The organism is Collimonas sp. OK412 (assembly GCF_900112135.1).
GTDB lineage: Bacteria > Pseudomonadota > Gammaproteobacteria > Burkholderiales > Burkholderiaceae_D > Collimonas > Collimonas rhizosphaerae.
In genome coordinates this window covers 1-14,866 of record NZ_FOLC01000037.1, presented here as the reverse complement: position 1 = coordinate 14,866, position 14,866 = coordinate 1, and the positions used below count along the sequence as shown (strand labels likewise).

The following is a 14,866-nucleotide window of genomic DNA, read 5'->3' as shown; positions in this document are numbered from 1 at the left end:
CATTCACTTCTTGATATTGATATGGTTGACCACGTTGGTTACCCTATCGACTCCCTTGGCGACCACAATGCCGGTCTCGACCTGGGCCTTGCTGTCGGCGAGGCCGCTCAAGGTCACTTCGTGGTTCTGGACCTGGACTTGCAAGCCCAGGCTTTTGAGATCGCCGCTCGTCAATAACGCGGCTTTGACTTTGGCAGTGATGACAGCATCGTCAACTGCAGTATCGACGGCAACAGGCGGCGGATTTCCAGTCATGTCTTTTGTCTTGTTGCAGCCTGGCAGCGAGACAAGCAGGATGCACGCAGCGACAACGCCCCGACGGACGAAACGCTTCAGAAGCGCAACCATGATTTCCCCGGTCCTCTTTCAAGCTCACACAGCTCTTCTGGCGTCTGCCGGTTCTTCTTGCAATATCTGATGCAACACCATGGGACGTTGCGGCAAGGCCAGCTGGTGCGGCCTTTGCCTGTCAGCGACACTTTCCACGCCGTCAATGGCAATCGCTTCAAGGAAAACCAGGACGCTGCGATAGTAGTCGACGCGCATTTCCGCCTCCAGCAACTGCCGTTCCGCCTGAAACAGCGAGAGACGCGCATCGCGCAATTCACCTTCCGCCAGTTTTTCCGGCGTCGCAGCGTATTTTCTCGCCCAGCCGCTCATCCATTCCATTCCCATGTCGCTTCCTTTTTGTCAGGAGACAATTTACCGCCAGCTACGCAATCGGCTAATGCACAAAAAAATAAAGCGCTATCAACAGGATCATCGGCGCGCCAAGAATCCGTCCCGGAATATATTTGTCCATCGCGGCTCTCCTTTTTTTGCGCGTATCGAATAAGTGCGGAACAACGGATACAACGAGAAGGAGCTCTGTATTGCTTACTCAATGAAAGATCTTATAGAGCTTATTTATCGCCAGATCCGTTCGCTATCCCACATTGCACAAAATTTCCGCAATGCCGTTCGCGGGCAAGCGATATTTCCCGCACCATCCGGATTGGAACAACAATACTATCTACGTACGCTAGCGAACAGAAAGGCAGCGCTTAAAGGAGCAGAGTCCAGTACATACATTGGAACTTCCCCTCTTTGCATTGGCAAACCATGGTTACGCTCGCAAATCCTTTTACATTCCTGGCCGCAATTGCGATATGTGCGCTGCCCGCATTCCTGGTTGGCTGTAACGATGCGCACAGCATGCCCGCCGTTGCGCCGTCCGCCATGGCCAAGGCCGCAACCGATGGTTCCATGCTCACCGTCAAAATCAAAACGGCTTTATTGGCAAGTAGCGACCTAGAAAATCTTGATATAAGAATCCAGATAAGAAACGGTGAAGTCGTGCTACGCGGATTCGCCGACGATCAAGTCCAGATCGACCGCAGCATAGCCGTGGTAAAGCGGGTAGCCGGGGTCGGCAAGGTAATCAACCGCATCAGCGTCAGGAAATTCACGTAGACGCCGAGAGGAACAAAATGCAACCCAGGCAAGATATCCATCCTGACGCCGATCCGCCGCACAAAGAAGGCGACGCTATCGAAAACAAGGAAAGCAGCGTTGAAAGTGCGCTCGATGAAGCACTGGACGAAAGTTTTCCTGCCAGCGATCCCGTCGCCATCACTATCGGGAAACCGCCATGTCCGCCGGCGTGATCGAATTCAAGATGGCCTGGTGGTTCAGGTTCTACATCCTGGGCGTCACGGCCATGTGCTTGCTGACCGGCTGCGAGCCGCAGCAGGAAAGATCGCTGTACTGGAGCAGCAAGGCGATCAGGGCCAGCTGCAACGGCAAGCGCATCAGGATCTCTTGACCCCGCATCTTCCGCACAGCCTCGTCATGTACATCGCGGACGTATGAATTCTTTTTGCCCGCAGACACATCCATGCATTTTTTGGCGAACCCCCAAGCATCAGCAAGGGTCCGCCACCAGCCGTTTTAACGGGCCGGGATAACGACAACAGTTCCAGCCTCGGTGCTTCCTTTGGCGCCTGTACTTCCTCGCGCACCTGTGCTGCCGGTTGCACCGGTATAGCCGGTTGCTCCTGTATCACCTGTCGCTCCGGTGCCTCCGGTCGCGCCGGTATCCCCGGTCGCACCGGTGCCGCCAGTGGCTCCGGCACGGCCAGGCGCACCCGTGTAGCCGGTGCTGCCGGTCGCGCCGGTGTACCCGGTCGCGCCTTGCGGCCCGGCAGGACCCGTAGGCAAGGTAAAACAACCAGCCAGTGTGAGCGTCGCCAACGCTGCGGCAAACTGTATCAAGTACTTCATGATGATTTCCTTTGTTTGACTAACCAGAACTACCCACAAGATTGTGAGCAGCCACCCAGATTTGATCAGTCTCTGGCGACAATGATGAGCGCCGGCAGATCAGGCCATCGCTACTGCACGATCGCAGCACCGGCCGAATTGCAAACCTGGTCCGAAGACCTGCATGCTGTTGGTGCGCTGCGATTGCAACCCAGAATATTCAGGAAAAGACATGGGGTCTGTGCGTTTGCGTACCAAGTCGGCTTGCGGCCGGCGCACTGGATAAAGAAAATCGCAGAACATGCCGTAACTGGCGACCTATACTGTCAGGACAGGGGGAAATTGCTGGAGATACCGATGAAATCAGAAACCATTGGCAAATATGAAATCGAATATTCAGGATTCAAACTGCCTGAGCGCGAAGACTGGGTCGCCATCCTCGCCATTTATGCTTCCTGCAATCCCGTGCACAGAAATGGCATTTTTCCGCCACAGCGGGTTGCGCTTGGTTGCGTATTCCCGAATGAACAAGTCGCGCAGGCAGAGGCGCGCGAAATTGCCCTGTCGATGATAGAGAGCGGTTGTAAAACTTCCTGATGCCGGCATCGATAGACAAGCGGCATCGATTCGCAGCCAAGCGGTTCCACTTGAAAGAAAGGCGAGCGGACATCGGATGTTGCCGCATGCGTGACACACCGGCGGAAATAAAAAAGCCTCCCGATTGCTCGGGAGGCTTTGAATCTGTTGGTGGGGCGTGTGTGATTCGAACACACGACCTACGGATTAAGAGTCCGCTGCTCTACCAGCTGAGCTAACGCCCCAACAGGGGACGAATTATAGCGGCTGTTTATTATTTTTGCCAGCTCTTCGTAAGAATTTCTATCAGTTTGCATATGGGGCGTTGTTTCTGCCCTCGCGCAGGCGCCGGCGGATCGTCACGCCGTGACCAGACCGACCCAATGCAAGGTTGATTCGTCCACCCCAACAATGGGGTGCCTGGACGGCGGCGCGGCCTTGACGACGCCCTTGGCCGACAGGTAGACGGCCTTCTGAGCTTTTCTCAGCAGGCGCTGTTCGATGCGCCGGGTATACAAGTCGGCGTGCTCGACTATGCGTTCCAGCATCTGCGCCAATTCAGCGTCCTCGCCCTGGCTTTGCGCCAGCTGGCGCCAGAAATCGCATTCGGTCCAGCGCCGGAAACGCATGTACGCCGTGCTTGAACTGCCGAACTGCTGAGGCAGATGACGCCACAAACTGTTGTTCAGGACTACCCACAGCACGCCCTCGATAAACAGGCGGTTGTTTTTTGCATTGGCGCCGGGATCGCTCTGCTTGCCGGTCAGGAGCGGCTCCAGTTTTTGCCATTGTTCATCCCGAAGCTTTATTTCCTGCTTATGCACTTGACTCATCGTGACGGCCTCCAGAAAGAATGTCGTTGCGCTACCCGCTTCAGTTGCTCATGACAATGAAACGAGGTACTGGCTTGACATTCTAGCTACGAGGGTCGTCAGAAAACATAAGAAATGTCTGAAATTGAAAGGCCATGTTCGGCCCTCAACCCGCCTTAAAGCGGATCCGGCCAGGCGCGCATCGCTTGTGCGCCTATCGCCAGCAGTTTCTCGCGGCCGGCGTTGTCACGTGCCTGGGTCGACATGCCATGGATGACAGTCACGAAGAAACTCGCCATCGCCGCCGTATCGGTATCCGCAGCCAGCTCGCCTTCGCGCACGCCGCGGTCCAGGCGATCCTTGATGCCGGCCTCCATCTGTCCGCGATAATCCGCCAGCACTTCCTGCACATGCGAAGAGGCGGCGGTGCAATTGGTGGCTGAAGTGACGACCATGCAGCCGGGCGGCTGGTTGGGGTCGGTCTGCGAGATGGCGATGACCTCGAGATAACTGCGGATGCTTTCTTTCGCCGTCAGCGGCTCGGCCACGATCGACTCGAAAAAACATGGTTTTTTCGCCAGGTAATATTCCACCGCTTCCAGGAACAGGCGTTCCTTGTCGCCGAATGCCGTATACAGGCTGGGCGGCGTGATTCCCATGGCGCCGGTCAGGTCATTGAGCGAAGTCGCCTCATACCCGTAACGCCAGAAAACCAGCATCGCACGCTCCAGCGCAAGTTCCCTATCGAACGATAAAGGACGGCCGGCCTTCTTGCGCGGCTTGTCTTGTGTCATTTCCATAGTGATCGATATTAAACTACTTGACAGCGTAAAACAACCCCGCTAGAGTCGAACCCTAAATCGTAGTGATCGCTAGCAAATAGAAATCCCGAAGACGCCGGATGTGGCCAAATGGAAACATCAGTGTCTCACAGAATGAAATTTGATGTTTTCCGAGCGTGTTTTTTTGCTTTCAGGTAAAGGGAAAACCAGCACATTTGGAGGATCAGACAAGAAGCGTCCAGTAAGCGGCTATCGGCTGGCAGGCAGTCAGTCATATATTGCTAATCATGATTTGAAGCAATCCGAGCCACTCAAGAACGCCGTTGTCGGTCGCCAGACCAAGCTGAAATCTCACCCGGACGGCCTTGCGCTCAAGCGATTGTTTCCGCGATTATTTCTGATTACGCAGTTATCCATTTCCGTTTCCACACATATATCCAGGGGTCTCACATGCAAACTTCGACACCATTATTTTCTCGCAAAACCATTGCGATTGCGGTTGGCATCCTCGTCCTCGCCGCCGCCGGCACCTTCACCCTGACCAGCCGCCAGGCCAAGGCGGTCGCCGCGCCGCCTCCTGCAGCATCGGTCTCGGTCGCCGCCGCCCTGGAAAAATCGGTTACCGAATGGGATGATTTTTCGGGCCGCGTGGAAGCCATAGAACGGGTTGAAATCCGCCCGCGCGTATCGGGCACCATCGATGCCGTGCATTTCCAGGAAGGCCAGCTGGTCAAGAAAGGCGACCTGCTGTTCACCATCGATCCCCGCCCTTATCAAGCTGAACTGGCGCGCGCGGTGGCAACCCAGGCCGGCGCCCAGGCCGGGCTGGCGCTGGCAAAAACCGAGCTGGCCCGCACCGGCCGCCTGATTGAAGAACATGCGGTAGCCCAGCGCGAACTGGACCAGCGCAACAACGCCCTGCTGGAAGCCGACGCCAGCCTCAAGGCGGCGGATGCAGCAGTGCAGACCGCGCGCCTGAACCTGCAATACACATCGATTGCGGCGCCGGTCAGCGGCCGCGTGTCGCGCGCCGAGATCACGGTGGGCAACCTGGTCGGCGCCGGCGTTGCTTCGCCGGCATTGACTACCGTGGTATCGGTGTCGCCGGTGTATGTCAGCTTCGAGGTGGATGAGCAAACCTATATCCGCTACGCCGCCAACGGCGCCGTCGGCAATTCAGGCGTGAGCCGCTTGCCGGTTTCCATCGGCCTGGCGAGCGAAGAAGGTTATCCGCACCAGGGCCAGATCAAGGCTTTCGACAACCGGCTTGACACCGCCTCCGGCACCATGCGCGTACGCGCCGTGTTCGACAACCAGAACGGCGCCCTCACCCCCGGCATGTACGCCCGGGTGCGCACCGGCGGCTCGGCGGCGGAAACCGCGGTGCTGATCGACGACAGGGCTGTCGGCAACGACCAGGACAAGAAATTCGTCATGGTGCTGGGCGCCGACAACAAGGTCACCTATCGCGCGGTAAAGCTCGGCCCTATCGTCGATGGCTTGCGCGTGGTCCGTTCCGGCCTCAAGAAAGATGAACGGATCGTCGTCAACGGCTTGCAACGGATACGCCCGAATGACCTGGTCACGCCGGTCACGGTAACCATGGACGGAGAAAACAGTTCTCCCGCCAAGGCTGCGGTGACGGTGGCCAGCGCTAAATAACAAAGGCGATGACGATCCTCACTGTCGCATCAACGCCAAAAACCCAGCAGAGCCCAACACCATGAATATTTCAAAATTCTTTATCGACCGCCCGATCTTTGCGGGCGTGTTATCTGCGATCATCCTGATCGGCGGCCTGATTTCCATGCTCAGCCTGCCGATTTCCGAATATCCGGAAGTGATTCCGCCGTCGGTCATCGTCAAGGCGCAGTATCCGGGCGCCAATCCGCAAACCATCGCCGAAACCGTCGCGACGCCGATCGAGGAACAGATCAACGGCGTCGAAGACATGCTGTACATGTCTTCGCAAGCCACGTCGGACGGCTTGATGACCCTGACCATCACCTTCAAGCTGGGCACTTCGCCGGACCAGGCCCAGCAGCTGGTGCAGAACCGCGTCAACCAGGCCTTGCCGCGCTTGCCGGACGTAGTCCAGCGGCTGGGCGTGACCACGGTCAAGAGTTCGCCCAACCTGACCATGGTGGTGCACTTGCTGTCGCCTAACGACCGCTACGACATGGCCTACCTGCGCAACTACGCCGTGCTGAACGTCAAGGACCGCCTGGCGCGCCTGCCTGGCATCGGTTCGGTGCAGCTGTTCGGTTCCGGCGACTATTCGATGCGGGTCTGGCTCGATCCGCGCAAGGTGGCCGAACGCGGCCTGGCCGCTTCCGATGTGGTCAACGCCATCCGCCAGCAAAACGTCAACGTCGCCGCCGGCGTGATCGGCGCTTCGCCGTCGGTCCCAGGCGTCAACTACCAGATCTCGGTGAATGCCCGCGGCCGCCTGGCCAATGAAGAAGAATTCGGCAACATCGTGATCCGCACCTCGCCCGATGGCGTCGTCACTTACCTGAAAGACGTGGCCCGGATCGAACTCGGCGCCAGCGAATATGCGCTGCGCTCGCTGCTCGACAACAAACAGGCGGTAGCAATCCCGATCTTCCAGGCGCCCGGCTCCAACGCGCTGGAAATTTCCGACAACGTCCGCCGCACCATGGCCGAGCTGAAGCAGGACATGCCGGAAGGCGTCGACTACAAGATCGTCTATGACCCGACCCAGTTCGTCCGCTCCTCCATCGAGGCGGTGGTCCATACCCTGCTGGAAGCGATCCTGCTGGTGGTGATCGTGGTGATCATCTTCCTGCAAACCTGGCGCGCTTCGATCATTCCCTTGCTGGCGGTGCCGGTATCGGTGATCGGCACCTTTGCGGTGATGATCGGCTTGGGTTTTTCGATCAACGCCTTGAGCCTGTTCGGGCTGGTGCTGGCGATCGGGATCGTGGTCGACGACGCCATCGTGGTGGTGGAGAACGTCGAACGCAACATCGAGAACGGCCTGTCGGCCAAGGAAGCCACCTACAAGGCCATGCGCGAAGTGTCCGGGCCGATCATTGCGATCGCCCTGACCCTGTGCGCGGTGTTCATCCCGCTGGCTTTCGTCAGCGGCCTGACCGGCCAGTTCTTCAAGCAGTTCGCCCTGACCATCGCGATTTCCACCGTGATCTCGGCATTCAATTCGCTGACCTTGTCGCCAGCGCTGGCAGCTTTGCTGCTGAAGGGCCACGGCGCCAAGAAGGACGCTTTCCAGCGCCTGATCGACCGTTTCTTCGGCGGCTTTTTTACTGTGTTCAACCGGGTCTTCCATCGCGCCTCCGACTCTTACAGCGGCGGCGTGACCGGCATCCTGAAACGCAAGAGCGCGGCGCTGGCGGTGTATGCGGTGCTGATCGGCATCACCGTGCTGCTGTTCCATACCGTGCCGAACGGCTTTATCCCGGCCCAGGACAAGCAATACCTGGTAGGTTTTGCGCAGTTGCCTGACGCTTCGTCGCTGGACCGCACCGAAGACGTGATGCGCAAGATGTCGGAAATCGCGCTGAAGCAGCCTGGCGTGGAATCGGCCGTGGCCTTCCCTGGCCTGTCGATCAACGGCTTCGTCAACAGCCCTAACTCCGGCATCGTGTTCACCACGCTCAAGCCGTTTAGCGAGCGCCGTGGCGCCGACCAGAGCGGTATCGCGATCGCGCAGCAGCTGAACCAGAAATTCGCCGCGATCCAGGGCGCATTCATTGCCGTGTTCCCGCCGCCGCCTGTGCAAGGGCTGGGCACCATCGGCGGTTTCAAGCTGCAGATCGAAGACCGCGCCGCGCTGGGCAACCAGGCCTTGAACGACGGCTTGCAAGCTTTCATGGCGAAAGCGCAGAAGGCGCCGGAACTGGCGGGCATGTTCTCCAGCTTCCAGATCAACGTGCCGCAGCTGTACGCCGACGTCGACCGTGTCCGCGCCCAGCAGCTGGGCGTATCGATCCCTGCTGTGTTCGACACCTTGCAGATCTATCTCGGCTCGCTCTACGTGAATGATTTCAACAAGTTCGGCCGCACCTTCCAGGTACGGGTCCAGGCCGATGCGCCGTTCCGCGCCCATGCCGAAGACATCGGCTTGCTGAAAGCGCGCAATGACCGCGGCGAGATGGTGCCGCTGTCGTCCCTGCTGAAGATGACGCAAAGCTACGGCCCCGACCAGGCGATACGCTATAACGCCTTCCCGTCGGCCGACGTCAACGGCGGTCCGGCGCCCGGCTACAGCACAGGCCAGGCCCAGGCCGCGGTCGAACGCATTGCAGCCGAAACCCTGCCGCGCGGCATCAGCTACGAATGGACCGAAATCACTTACCAGGACAAGATCGCCGGCGATACGCTGTTCATCATCCTGCCGCTGTCGATCCTGCTGGTGTTCTTCGTACTGGCGGCGCAATACGAGAGCCTGACCTTGCCGCTGGCGGTGCTGCTGATCGTGCCCATGGGTATCCTGTCGGCGATCTTCGGCGTCTGGCTGACCCGCGGCGACGACAACATCTTTACCCAGATCAGCCTGATCGTGCTGGTGGGGCTGGCGTGCAAGAACGCGATCCTGATCGTGGAGTTTGCGCATGAGCTGGAATTGCAGGGACGTTCCATCTACGCCGCCGCGATCGAAGCCGCCCACCTGCGCCTGCGCCCTATCCTGATGACCTCGATCGCCTTCATCGCCGGCGTCATCCCGCTGATCCTGTCGACCGGCGCGGGCGCTGAAATGCGCCATGCAATGGGGGTTGCGGTGTTCTCCGGCATGATCGGCGTGACCGCATTCGGCCTGTTCCTGACGCCGATCTTTTATGTACTGCTGCGCACCCTGGCATCGCGCTTTACCAGCGCCAAGCCGGCAGCAGAACAGCATGCGGGCCCGGCGGCGCCAGCGCTTGCCACTGTGGCGCACATCGAAGGAATCTGAACATGAAAACTTTCAATCTCAAACTCAGCACGCTGGTGGCCGCACTGGTGCTGGCCGGCTGCTCCACCACCAAGCCGCCGGAACAGGTCGCGGTCGACCTGCCCGGCCAGTACCGCGAAGCGGCGACGCTGGACGGCAAATGGCAAGTCGCCCAGCCGGCCGACGGCGCCGACCGCGGCGCCTGGTGGTCGGTGTTCGGCGATGCCGAACTCAGCAAGCTGATTACCGACGCCACCGCATCCAGCCCGACCCTGGTGATGGCCATGGCGCGCGTCAAGGATGCACGCGCCACCGCCGGCCTGGCCGACGCCGATCGCGCCTTCCAGCTCGGCGCAGGTTTCGGCCCGACCCGCCAGGGCGACGCCACCGGCGCTTCGACGCAGTGGCGCGCGCAGCTGAATGCGTCTTATGAAGTCGACCTGTTCGGCCGCCTGTCGGACAGCAGCCGCGCCGCCCGCCTTGATGCGGAAGGACAGGAAGCGGCCTATCGCTCGGTGCTGCTGGCTTTGCAGGCCGACGTCGCCCAGCAGTATTTTGCGATCCGTTCGCTCGACTCGGAACTCGACGTGCTGCAGCAAACCGTCAAGCTGCGCCAGGAAAACCTGCGCCTGGTGCAGCATCGCTACGATGCCGGCGACACCAGCGAGCTCGATGTGGCGCAAGCCAATACCGAACTGTCGGTGACCCAGGCAGAACAGGAAGGCGTCAGCCGCAGCCGCGCCCAGCGCGACCATGCGCTGGCGACCCTGCTCGGCAAGGCGCCGGCACAGTTCACGCTGGCGCCTGAACCGCTGCAGCCGGTGACGGTCGCGGTGCCGCCGGGCCTGCCTTCCGACCTGCTGCAGCGCCGCCCCGACATCGCCCAGGCGCAGCGCCAGCTGGCTGCCGCCAGCGCCCGCATCGGCGTCGCCAAGGCGGCGTTCTTTCCGAGCCTGGTGCTAACCGCATCCGGCGGCTACGGCTCGGATGCGCTGCACAACCTGTTCCAGTGGTCGAGCCGCAGCTGGCTGCTGGGGCCGCTGGTCGGCACCATGCTCAACCTGCCTTTGCTGGACGGCGGCCGCAACAAGGCCAACCTGGCGCGCGCCGACGCCAGTTATGAATCGGTGGTGGCCAACTACCGGCAGCAGGTGCTGGTCGGCTTCCAGGATGTGGAAGACAACCTGAGCGCCCTGCGCACCCTGGATAACCAGATCCGCTTCCAGGAAGATGCGGTGAAGTCGGCGCAGCTCGCCGCCCGCCTCGCAGATTCACGCTACCGGAATGGTTCTACCAGCTACTTTGAAGTGATCGATGCGCAACGTTCGAGCCTCTCCGCGCAGCGTGCGAAAAGCCAGAGCGTGGGCCAGCGGGCGGTGGCCTCGGTCGGCCTGATCCGGGCGCTTGGCGGCGGCTGGGAGCCGACCGCGGCCGGCAACAGCGCCTTGGCATTGGCCAGGTAGCAAAGAAAAATGGCGGTGCTGCCCGCGCCGCACCGCCATCTCCAAAGATACGTTTGCCTGGCTGCCCACCATGCCAGCACATGAAGCTTCTCTCCAGCCTGCCTCGGCCGAAGTCGAACTCGACGCGCTGACGCAGGCTTTTTTTTCCACCGGCCTCGCCGTCCAAGATTGGATCCGGCTTCAGTCCCGGATATCGCGCAGGGGCGAAGTCTTCAGCAAGCCGAAAGTCAGCAGGCTGCCGCCCGCGGCGATGGCAATCAGTCCGCTGCGCACGCCCAGGTGTTCTGCAATCCAGCCGGCCGACAAAGCGCCCAGCGGCGCCGCCGCCACCGTCATGAAACGCATGGTCGACACCATGCGGCCGTGGTAGGCATCCGGCGTCAGCTTCAGCCGCAACGCCAGGTAAGGCATGAAATACAGCATGGCGCTGCAATCGAAGATGAACACCACCACGCCATACGCCAGCGCGCTCAGCAGCGGCGAACCAAACAGGTTGGCTGGAATCATCGCCAGCAGCAGCCATGCCGCGCCGGTGCCGCCGAGGCCGATCAGGATGGTGCGGCCGCTGCCGAACCTGCGCGACAAGGGCTTGAGCAGCATGGAGCTGACCAGCACCCCCAGCCCGCCCAAGGTTTGCGCCGCGCCCAGCACGCCTGGCGACATGCCGAGCTGATGGGTGGCGAACAGGATCTGCAAGGCCAGGTAGCCATTGAACAGCACTTGCCACAAGGCGGTGCCCCAGGCCAGCGCCCACAGCACCTCGTGGTTCCAGACCATCTTGATGCCGTCCACCATCTCGCGGAAGGGATGGCGGTCGGACGGCGCCGGATAGCCGTCGCGCTTGCGCAGGTAGCGCAGGTTCCACCAGGAGCCGACAAAACCGAGGGCGTCGACCAGCACCGCCACCGGCGCCGTCAGCAGCTGCACCAGCATGCCGGCGATGCCGGGACCGACCAGCCGCGCCATCGAATCGGTTGCGGCGAATTTGCTTTGCGCATCCAGCAGGTGCTCGCGCCCCACCAGTTGCGCCAGAAACACCTGGGAAGCGCTGCCGCCGATGACAAAGCCGATCCCCATCAGGAAGCCCACTGCGTACAGCACATGCATGTTCAGCAAACCCAGCCAGTAGCTCAGCGGGATCACCGCCAGCACGACGCCGAACAGGAATTCCGACCACAGCAGCACCGGATATTTGCTGCGCCGGTCCAGCCAGACCCCGACCGGCAGCGAGAACAGTGCGAACGGCAAGGTTTGCAGTGCGATCAGCGTGCCCATCTGGGCTGGGGTGGCTTGCAGCAGCAGCACCGCGGTGAGCGGAATCGCCAGGCTGCTGATCTGTTCGCCGAAGCTGGCGAGGACCGTGGTCAGCCAGAAACGGCGGAAGTCGTGATGGCGCAACATCGGGTCGGCCGACAGCTTGCGCATGAAAAATAGACGGAATGCAGTAAAAATGATGGCAACTCTTTGAAGGCGGCAACACTGGATAAGTAAGCGCGGTGCATATTGTTCCTGATGGGAACATTGAACAAATGATAGCAGTAATGCCGTCCGCTTTTATCCATATCCGGAAATTAAATATGCCGTGCGTTCATAGGTGAAACGAATGCTGCGCGGGATTATTCTCCTGTCTTTTTACCGCTGCTTTCGATCATGTGAAAAATTATCAATAAAGCATCTATTTTCAACGCCAAGCAATTTGAGACGACTGGTCATATAATAGCGGAATGAATAAAGTCCACGCCCTCAACGACACCCACGCCACCCTGCTCGAAACCGGGCTCAGGCTGTTCGCGGAACAAGGCTACAACGGCACCGGCATCAAGGAAATCGTCGATGCCGCCAGCGTGCCCAAGGGTTCGTTCTACAACTATTTCAAGAGCAAGGAAGACTTCGGCGCCGAGGTCATCTCTTTCTACGCCGACGGCTTCGCCGACAAATGGTCCGGCTATTTTGCCGAGGGCCCGCAACAGCCGCTGGCCGCGCTGCGCTATACCTACGAGCGCATCATCGGCTACCACGAACAGTGCACAGTGAAGGCCGGCTGCCTGCTGGGCAATTTTGCCGCTGAAATGTCGGAGTCCAGCGAGCTCTGCCGCCTTACCCTGCAGGAAGTAGTGGCCGGCTGGCGCAAGCGCTTCGCCAGCTACCTGCGCAAGGCCCAGGCCGATGGTTCGGTGCGCACCGACCTGAGCGCGGAACAACTCACCGATTTTTTCTGGAACGCCTGGGAAGGCGCCATGCTGCGCATGAAAATCGAACGTTCGACGGCGCCGGTGCGCGCCTGCGTGAACCTGATGTTCGATCATTTTTTCCTGCCGTAACGCCACAGAAGGAATTGCATCGATTTTTTTAAGCGAATCCAAGACGACCGGTCACTTATCAACCTGTATTGCAGTTTGTTTTTTTCAGCAGCAAGTCAAACCACCAATCGCCTGACAGCGATTTATTCACGAAGGAATGTCCATGAGCCGCACCCCAGAAACCCGTACCGAAGACAGCCTGTTCCAGCCCGCCCGCATCGGCGACATCGAAGTAGCCAACCGCATCGTGATGGCGCCGCTGACCCGCAACCGCGCCGGCGAAGGCAATGTGCCGAACGCGCTGAACCTGAAATACTATGCCCAGCGCGCAGGCGCCGGCCTGATCGTCACCGAAGCGACCCAGGTGTCGGCCCAGGCCCAGGGTTACGCCAACACGCCTGGCCTGCATACGCCGGAACAGGTCGCCGCCTGGAAAAAAATCACCGACGCCGTGCATGAAAAAGGCGGCCGCATCGTGGTGCAGATCTGGCATACGGGCCGCATGTCGCATGTCTCCTTCCAGCCTGGCCGCCTGGCGCCGGTAGCGCCGTCGGCGATCCGCGCCGACGCCAAGACCTTTGTGGTCGGCGAAGGTTTTGTCGATACTTCGGTGCCGCGTGAACTGACGCTGGAAGAGATCCCGGGCGTGGTGGACGACTTCCGCCAGACCGCAAGACGCGCGATGGATGCCGGTTTCGACGGCATTGAAATCCACGGCGCGCACGGCTACCTGCTCGACAGCTTCCTGCGCGACGGCTCCAACCACCGCACCGACATCTACGGCGGCAGCATCGAAAACCGCAGCCGCCTGCTGCTGGAAGTGGTGGCCGCAACCACTGCCGAAATCGGCGGCGGCCGGGTCGGCGTGCGCCTCTCGCCGGTATCGCCGGTCAACGATTCCAGCGAAAGCCAGCCGCAGCCGCTGTTCAATTACGTGGTAGAACAGCTCAACCAGTTCGGCCTGGCTTACCTGCACGTAGTAGAAGGCCACACCGGCGGCCCGCGCGACAACGCACCGTTCGACTACGAAGCACTGCACCAGCGCTTCGACGGCGCCTGGCTGGTGAACAACGGCTACGACCGCATGATGGCGCGCCAAGCCATCGCCAGCGGCCACGCCGACCTGGTCGCCTTCGGCCGCGCCTTCATCACCAACCCAGACCTGGTGCATCGCCTGCAGCACAACCTGCCGCTGAACGTACCGTTCGAAGACGCACCGCTGTACGGCGGCGTAGGCGAACACGGCTACACCGACTACCCGGCGCTGACCGAAGCATAAACAAAGCAACGTCTTCTCCAATCCCGCTTGCGCACTGAAAAATTCCGGCGAGCGGGATTTTTTTCGTCCCGAGATTATGAAATCCGGCTGGAAAAATGCAGGGCTGTGGCTTTTGACATTGCAGTTGATTTTGAAGTTGGGGTTGGGGTTGGGGTTGGGGTTGAAGTTGCTTTTGACGTTGCCGTTGCTTTTGAATTCCGCATTGGGACGTTGCCAAATGAGACAGCGGTCAGCCGGGAATTGTGGGAAGACATGTTTGAGCGAAGCGAGTTTGTCTTCCCACCCGGCTGACTGCTGGCTCATTTGGGGACCCGACCGAAGGGAGGGCAACGGCTTTGCGGTCGCCTTCTTTTGGTTACTTTTCTTGGCGAAGCAAGAAAAGTGACTAGCTGCCGGGCTACCCCCGGCTAGCATCCACGGAGTAGCAAACGTTTTAAGTAACGACGAACGAAGGCCGTCGAATGCCACCGCACGCACTCCGTAGCCCGTTAAATGGGG

The 14,866-nt window shown here is 60.1% G+C and carries 16 protein-coding genes and 1 tRNA gene; 10 read left to right on the top strand and 7 right to left on the bottom strand.

The genetic code is table 11. From position 1 onward, the window contains the following. Positions 1-3: 3 nt before the first annotated feature. Both BM062_RS23365 and BM062_RS23360 read right to left on the bottom strand, forming a co-directional pair. Entirely contained in the window at positions 4-255 is a 252-nt protein-coding gene (locus BM062_RS23365) for a BON domain-containing protein (RefSeq protein ID WP_175501140.1), read from the bottom strand. Between the two features lie 117 nt (positions 256-372). Further along, positions 373-675, bottom strand: a complete 303-nt coding sequence (locus BM062_RS23360; RefSeq protein ID WP_254785226.1) for a hypothetical protein — start codon at positions 673-675, stop codon at positions 373-375. Positions 676-1,101: 426 nt separating this feature from the next. Between BM062_RS23360 and BM062_RS23355 the strand changes: the two genes are divergently transcribed. The 3 genes from BM062_RS23355 to BM062_RS25735 are packed head-to-tail and all read left to right on the top strand — an operon-like array spanning position 1,102 to position 1,804. Next, positions 1,102-1,452 carry a BON domain-containing protein gene (locus BM062_RS23355; protein WP_092401667.1) on the top strand — a complete coding sequence of 117 codons (351 nt, stop codon included), beginning with the start codon at positions 1,102-1,104 and terminating at the stop codon, positions 1,450-1,452. A 17-nt stretch (positions 1,453-1,469) separates the two neighbouring features. Further along, the gene (locus BM062_RS25740) at positions 1,470-1,646 is read left to right on the top strand and encodes a hypothetical protein (protein WP_175501139.1); all 177 of its coding nucleotides are present in this window, start codon (positions 1,470-1,472) and stop codon (positions 1,644-1,646) included. Next, the gene (locus tag BM062_RS25735) at positions 1,631-1,804 is read left to right on the top strand and encodes a hypothetical protein (RefSeq protein ID WP_175501138.1); all 174 of its coding nucleotides are present in this window, start codon (positions 1,631-1,633) and stop codon (positions 1,802-1,804) included. The genes BM062_RS25740 and BM062_RS25735 overlap by 16 nt, the downstream gene beginning before the upstream one ends. Positions 1,805-1,929: 125 nt before the next feature. On the opposite strand, the gene BM062_RS23350 is transcribed toward BM062_RS25735, so the two are convergent. After that, positions 1,930-2,262, bottom strand: coding sequence for a hypothetical protein (locus BM062_RS23350; RefSeq protein WP_092401664.1), 333 nt, complete (start codon positions 2,260-2,262; stop codon positions 1,930-1,932). A gap of 336 nt (positions 2,263-2,598) precedes the next feature. On the opposite strand from BM062_RS23350, the gene BM062_RS23345 reads away from it, so the two are divergent. Further along, positions 2,599-2,838 carry a hypothetical protein gene (locus BM062_RS23345; protein WP_092401661.1) on the top strand — a complete coding sequence of 80 codons (240 nt, stop codon included), beginning with the start codon at positions 2,599-2,601 and terminating at the stop codon, positions 2,836-2,838. Positions 2,839-2,986: 148 nt separating this feature from the next. On the opposite strand, the gene BM062_RS23340 is transcribed toward BM062_RS23345, so the two are convergent. From BM062_RS23340 to BM062_RS23330, 3 genes are all read right to left on the bottom strand, one after another. Continuing rightward, positions 2,987-3,062, bottom strand: a tRNA-Lys gene (locus BM062_RS23340). A gap of 114 nt (positions 3,063-3,176) precedes the next feature. Next, positions 3,177-3,650: a transposase gene (locus BM062_RS23335; protein ID WP_092401658.1), complete on the bottom strand. Its 474-nt coding sequence runs from the start codon at positions 3,648-3,650 to the stop codon at positions 3,177-3,179. A gap of 155 nt (positions 3,651-3,805) precedes the next feature. Then, the gene (locus BM062_RS23330; RefSeq protein WP_092401655.1) at positions 3,806-4,429 is read right to left on the bottom strand and encodes a TetR/AcrR family transcriptional regulator; all 624 of its coding nucleotides are present in this window, start codon (positions 4,427-4,429) and stop codon (positions 3,806-3,808) included. A 432-nt stretch (positions 4,430-4,861) separates the two neighbouring features. On the opposite strand from BM062_RS23330, the gene BM062_RS23325 reads away from it, so the two are divergent. From BM062_RS23325 to BM062_RS23315, 3 genes are all read left to right on the top strand, one after another. Next, positions 4,862-6,073: an efflux RND transporter periplasmic adaptor subunit gene (locus tag BM062_RS23325; protein WP_139220179.1), complete on the top strand. Its 1,212-nt coding sequence runs from the start codon at positions 4,862-4,864 to the stop codon at positions 6,071-6,073. Positions 6,074-6,134: 61 nt separating this feature from the next. Continuing rightward, a complete protein-coding gene (locus tag BM062_RS23320) occupies positions 6,135-9,347 on the top strand; it encodes an efflux RND transporter permease subunit (RefSeq protein WP_092401649.1) in 3,213 nt (1,070 codons plus the stop codon). Between the two features lie 2 nt (positions 9,348-9,349). After that, positions 9,350-10,789, top strand: a complete 1,440-nt coding sequence (locus BM062_RS23315; protein ID WP_092401646.1) for an efflux transporter outer membrane subunit — start codon at positions 9,350-9,352, stop codon at positions 10,787-10,789. Positions 10,790-10,969: 180 nt separating this feature from the next. On the opposite strand, the gene BM062_RS23310 is transcribed toward BM062_RS23315, so the two are convergent. Then, entirely contained in the window at positions 10,970-12,214 is a 1,245-nt protein-coding gene (locus tag BM062_RS23310; protein WP_254785225.1) for an MFS transporter, read from the bottom strand. A gap of 299 nt (positions 12,215-12,513) precedes the next feature. On the opposite strand from BM062_RS23310, the gene BM062_RS23305 reads away from it, so the two are divergent. The 3 genes from BM062_RS23305 (at position 12,514) to BM062_RS25420 (ending at position 14,659) form a co-directional block, all read left to right on the top strand. Next, positions 12,514-13,110, top strand: coding sequence for a TetR/AcrR family transcriptional regulator (locus BM062_RS23305; protein WP_092401643.1), 597 nt, complete (start codon positions 12,514-12,516; stop codon positions 13,108-13,110). Between the two features lie 136 nt (positions 13,111-13,246). Next, positions 13,247-14,368, top strand: a complete 1,122-nt coding sequence (locus BM062_RS23300) for an alkene reductase (RefSeq protein ID WP_092401640.1) — start codon at positions 13,247-13,249, stop codon at positions 14,366-14,368. A gap of 27 nt (positions 14,369-14,395) precedes the next feature. Then, positions 14,396-14,659: a hypothetical protein gene (locus tag BM062_RS25420; RefSeq protein ID WP_139220178.1), complete on the top strand. Its 264-nt coding sequence runs from the start codon at positions 14,396-14,398 to the stop codon at positions 14,657-14,659. Positions 14,660-14,866 lie beyond the last annotated feature (207 nt).

Excerpts from the sequence above, each read along its gene's own strand:
- BM062_RS23350 (WP_092401664.1), bottom strand. The coding sequence starts at position 2,262 with ATGAAGTACTTGATACAGTTTGCCGCAGCGTTGGCGACGCTCACACTG.
- BM062_RS25735 (WP_175501138.1), top strand. The coding sequence starts at position 1,631 with ATGTCCGCCGGCGTGATCGAATTCAAGATGGCCTGGTGGTTCAGGTTC.
- BM062_RS23325 (WP_139220179.1), top strand. The coding sequence starts at position 4,862 with ATGCAAACTTCGACACCATTATTTTCTCGCAAAACCATTGCGATTGCG.
- BM062_RS23355 (WP_092401667.1), top strand. The coding sequence starts at position 1,102 with ATGGTTACGCTCGCAAATCCTTTTACATTCCTGGCCGCAATTGCGATA.
- BM062_RS23365 (WP_175501140.1), bottom strand. The coding sequence starts at position 255 with ATGACTGGAAATCCGCCGCCTGTTGCCGTCGATACTGCAGTTGACGAT.
- BM062_RS23305 (WP_092401643.1), top strand. The coding sequence starts at position 12,514 with ATGAATAAAGTCCACGCCCTCAACGACACCCACGCCACCCTGCTCGAA.
- BM062_RS23320 (WP_092401649.1), top strand. The coding sequence starts at position 6,135 with ATGAATATTTCAAAATTCTTTATCGACCGCCCGATCTTTGCGGGCGTG.
- BM062_RS23335 (WP_092401658.1), bottom strand. The coding sequence starts at position 3,650 with ATGAGTCAAGTGCATAAGCAGGAAATAAAGCTTCGGGATGAACAATGG.
- BM062_RS25740 (WP_175501139.1), top strand. The coding sequence starts at position 1,470 with ATGCAACCCAGGCAAGATATCCATCCTGACGCCGATCCGCCGCACAAA.
- BM062_RS23310 (WP_254785225.1), bottom strand. The coding sequence starts at position 12,214 with ATGCGCAAGCTGTCGGCCGACCCGATGTTGCGCCATCACGACTTCCGC.
- BM062_RS23360 (WP_254785226.1), bottom strand. The coding sequence starts at position 675 with ATGGGAATGGAATGGATGAGCGGCTGGGCGAGAAAATACGCTGCGACG.
- BM062_RS23315 (WP_092401646.1), top strand. The coding sequence starts at position 9,350 with ATGAAAACTTTCAATCTCAAACTCAGCACGCTGGTGGCCGCACTGGTG.
- BM062_RS23330 (WP_092401655.1), bottom strand. The coding sequence starts at position 4,429 with ATGGAAATGACACAAGACAAGCCGCGCAAGAAGGCCGGCCGTCCTTTA.
- BM062_RS23345 (WP_092401661.1), top strand. The coding sequence starts at position 2,599 with ATGAAATCAGAAACCATTGGCAAATATGAAATCGAATATTCAGGATTC.
- BM062_RS23300 (WP_092401640.1), top strand. The coding sequence starts at position 13,247 with ATGTCCATGAGCCGCACCCCAGAAACCCGTACCGAAGACAGCCTGTTC.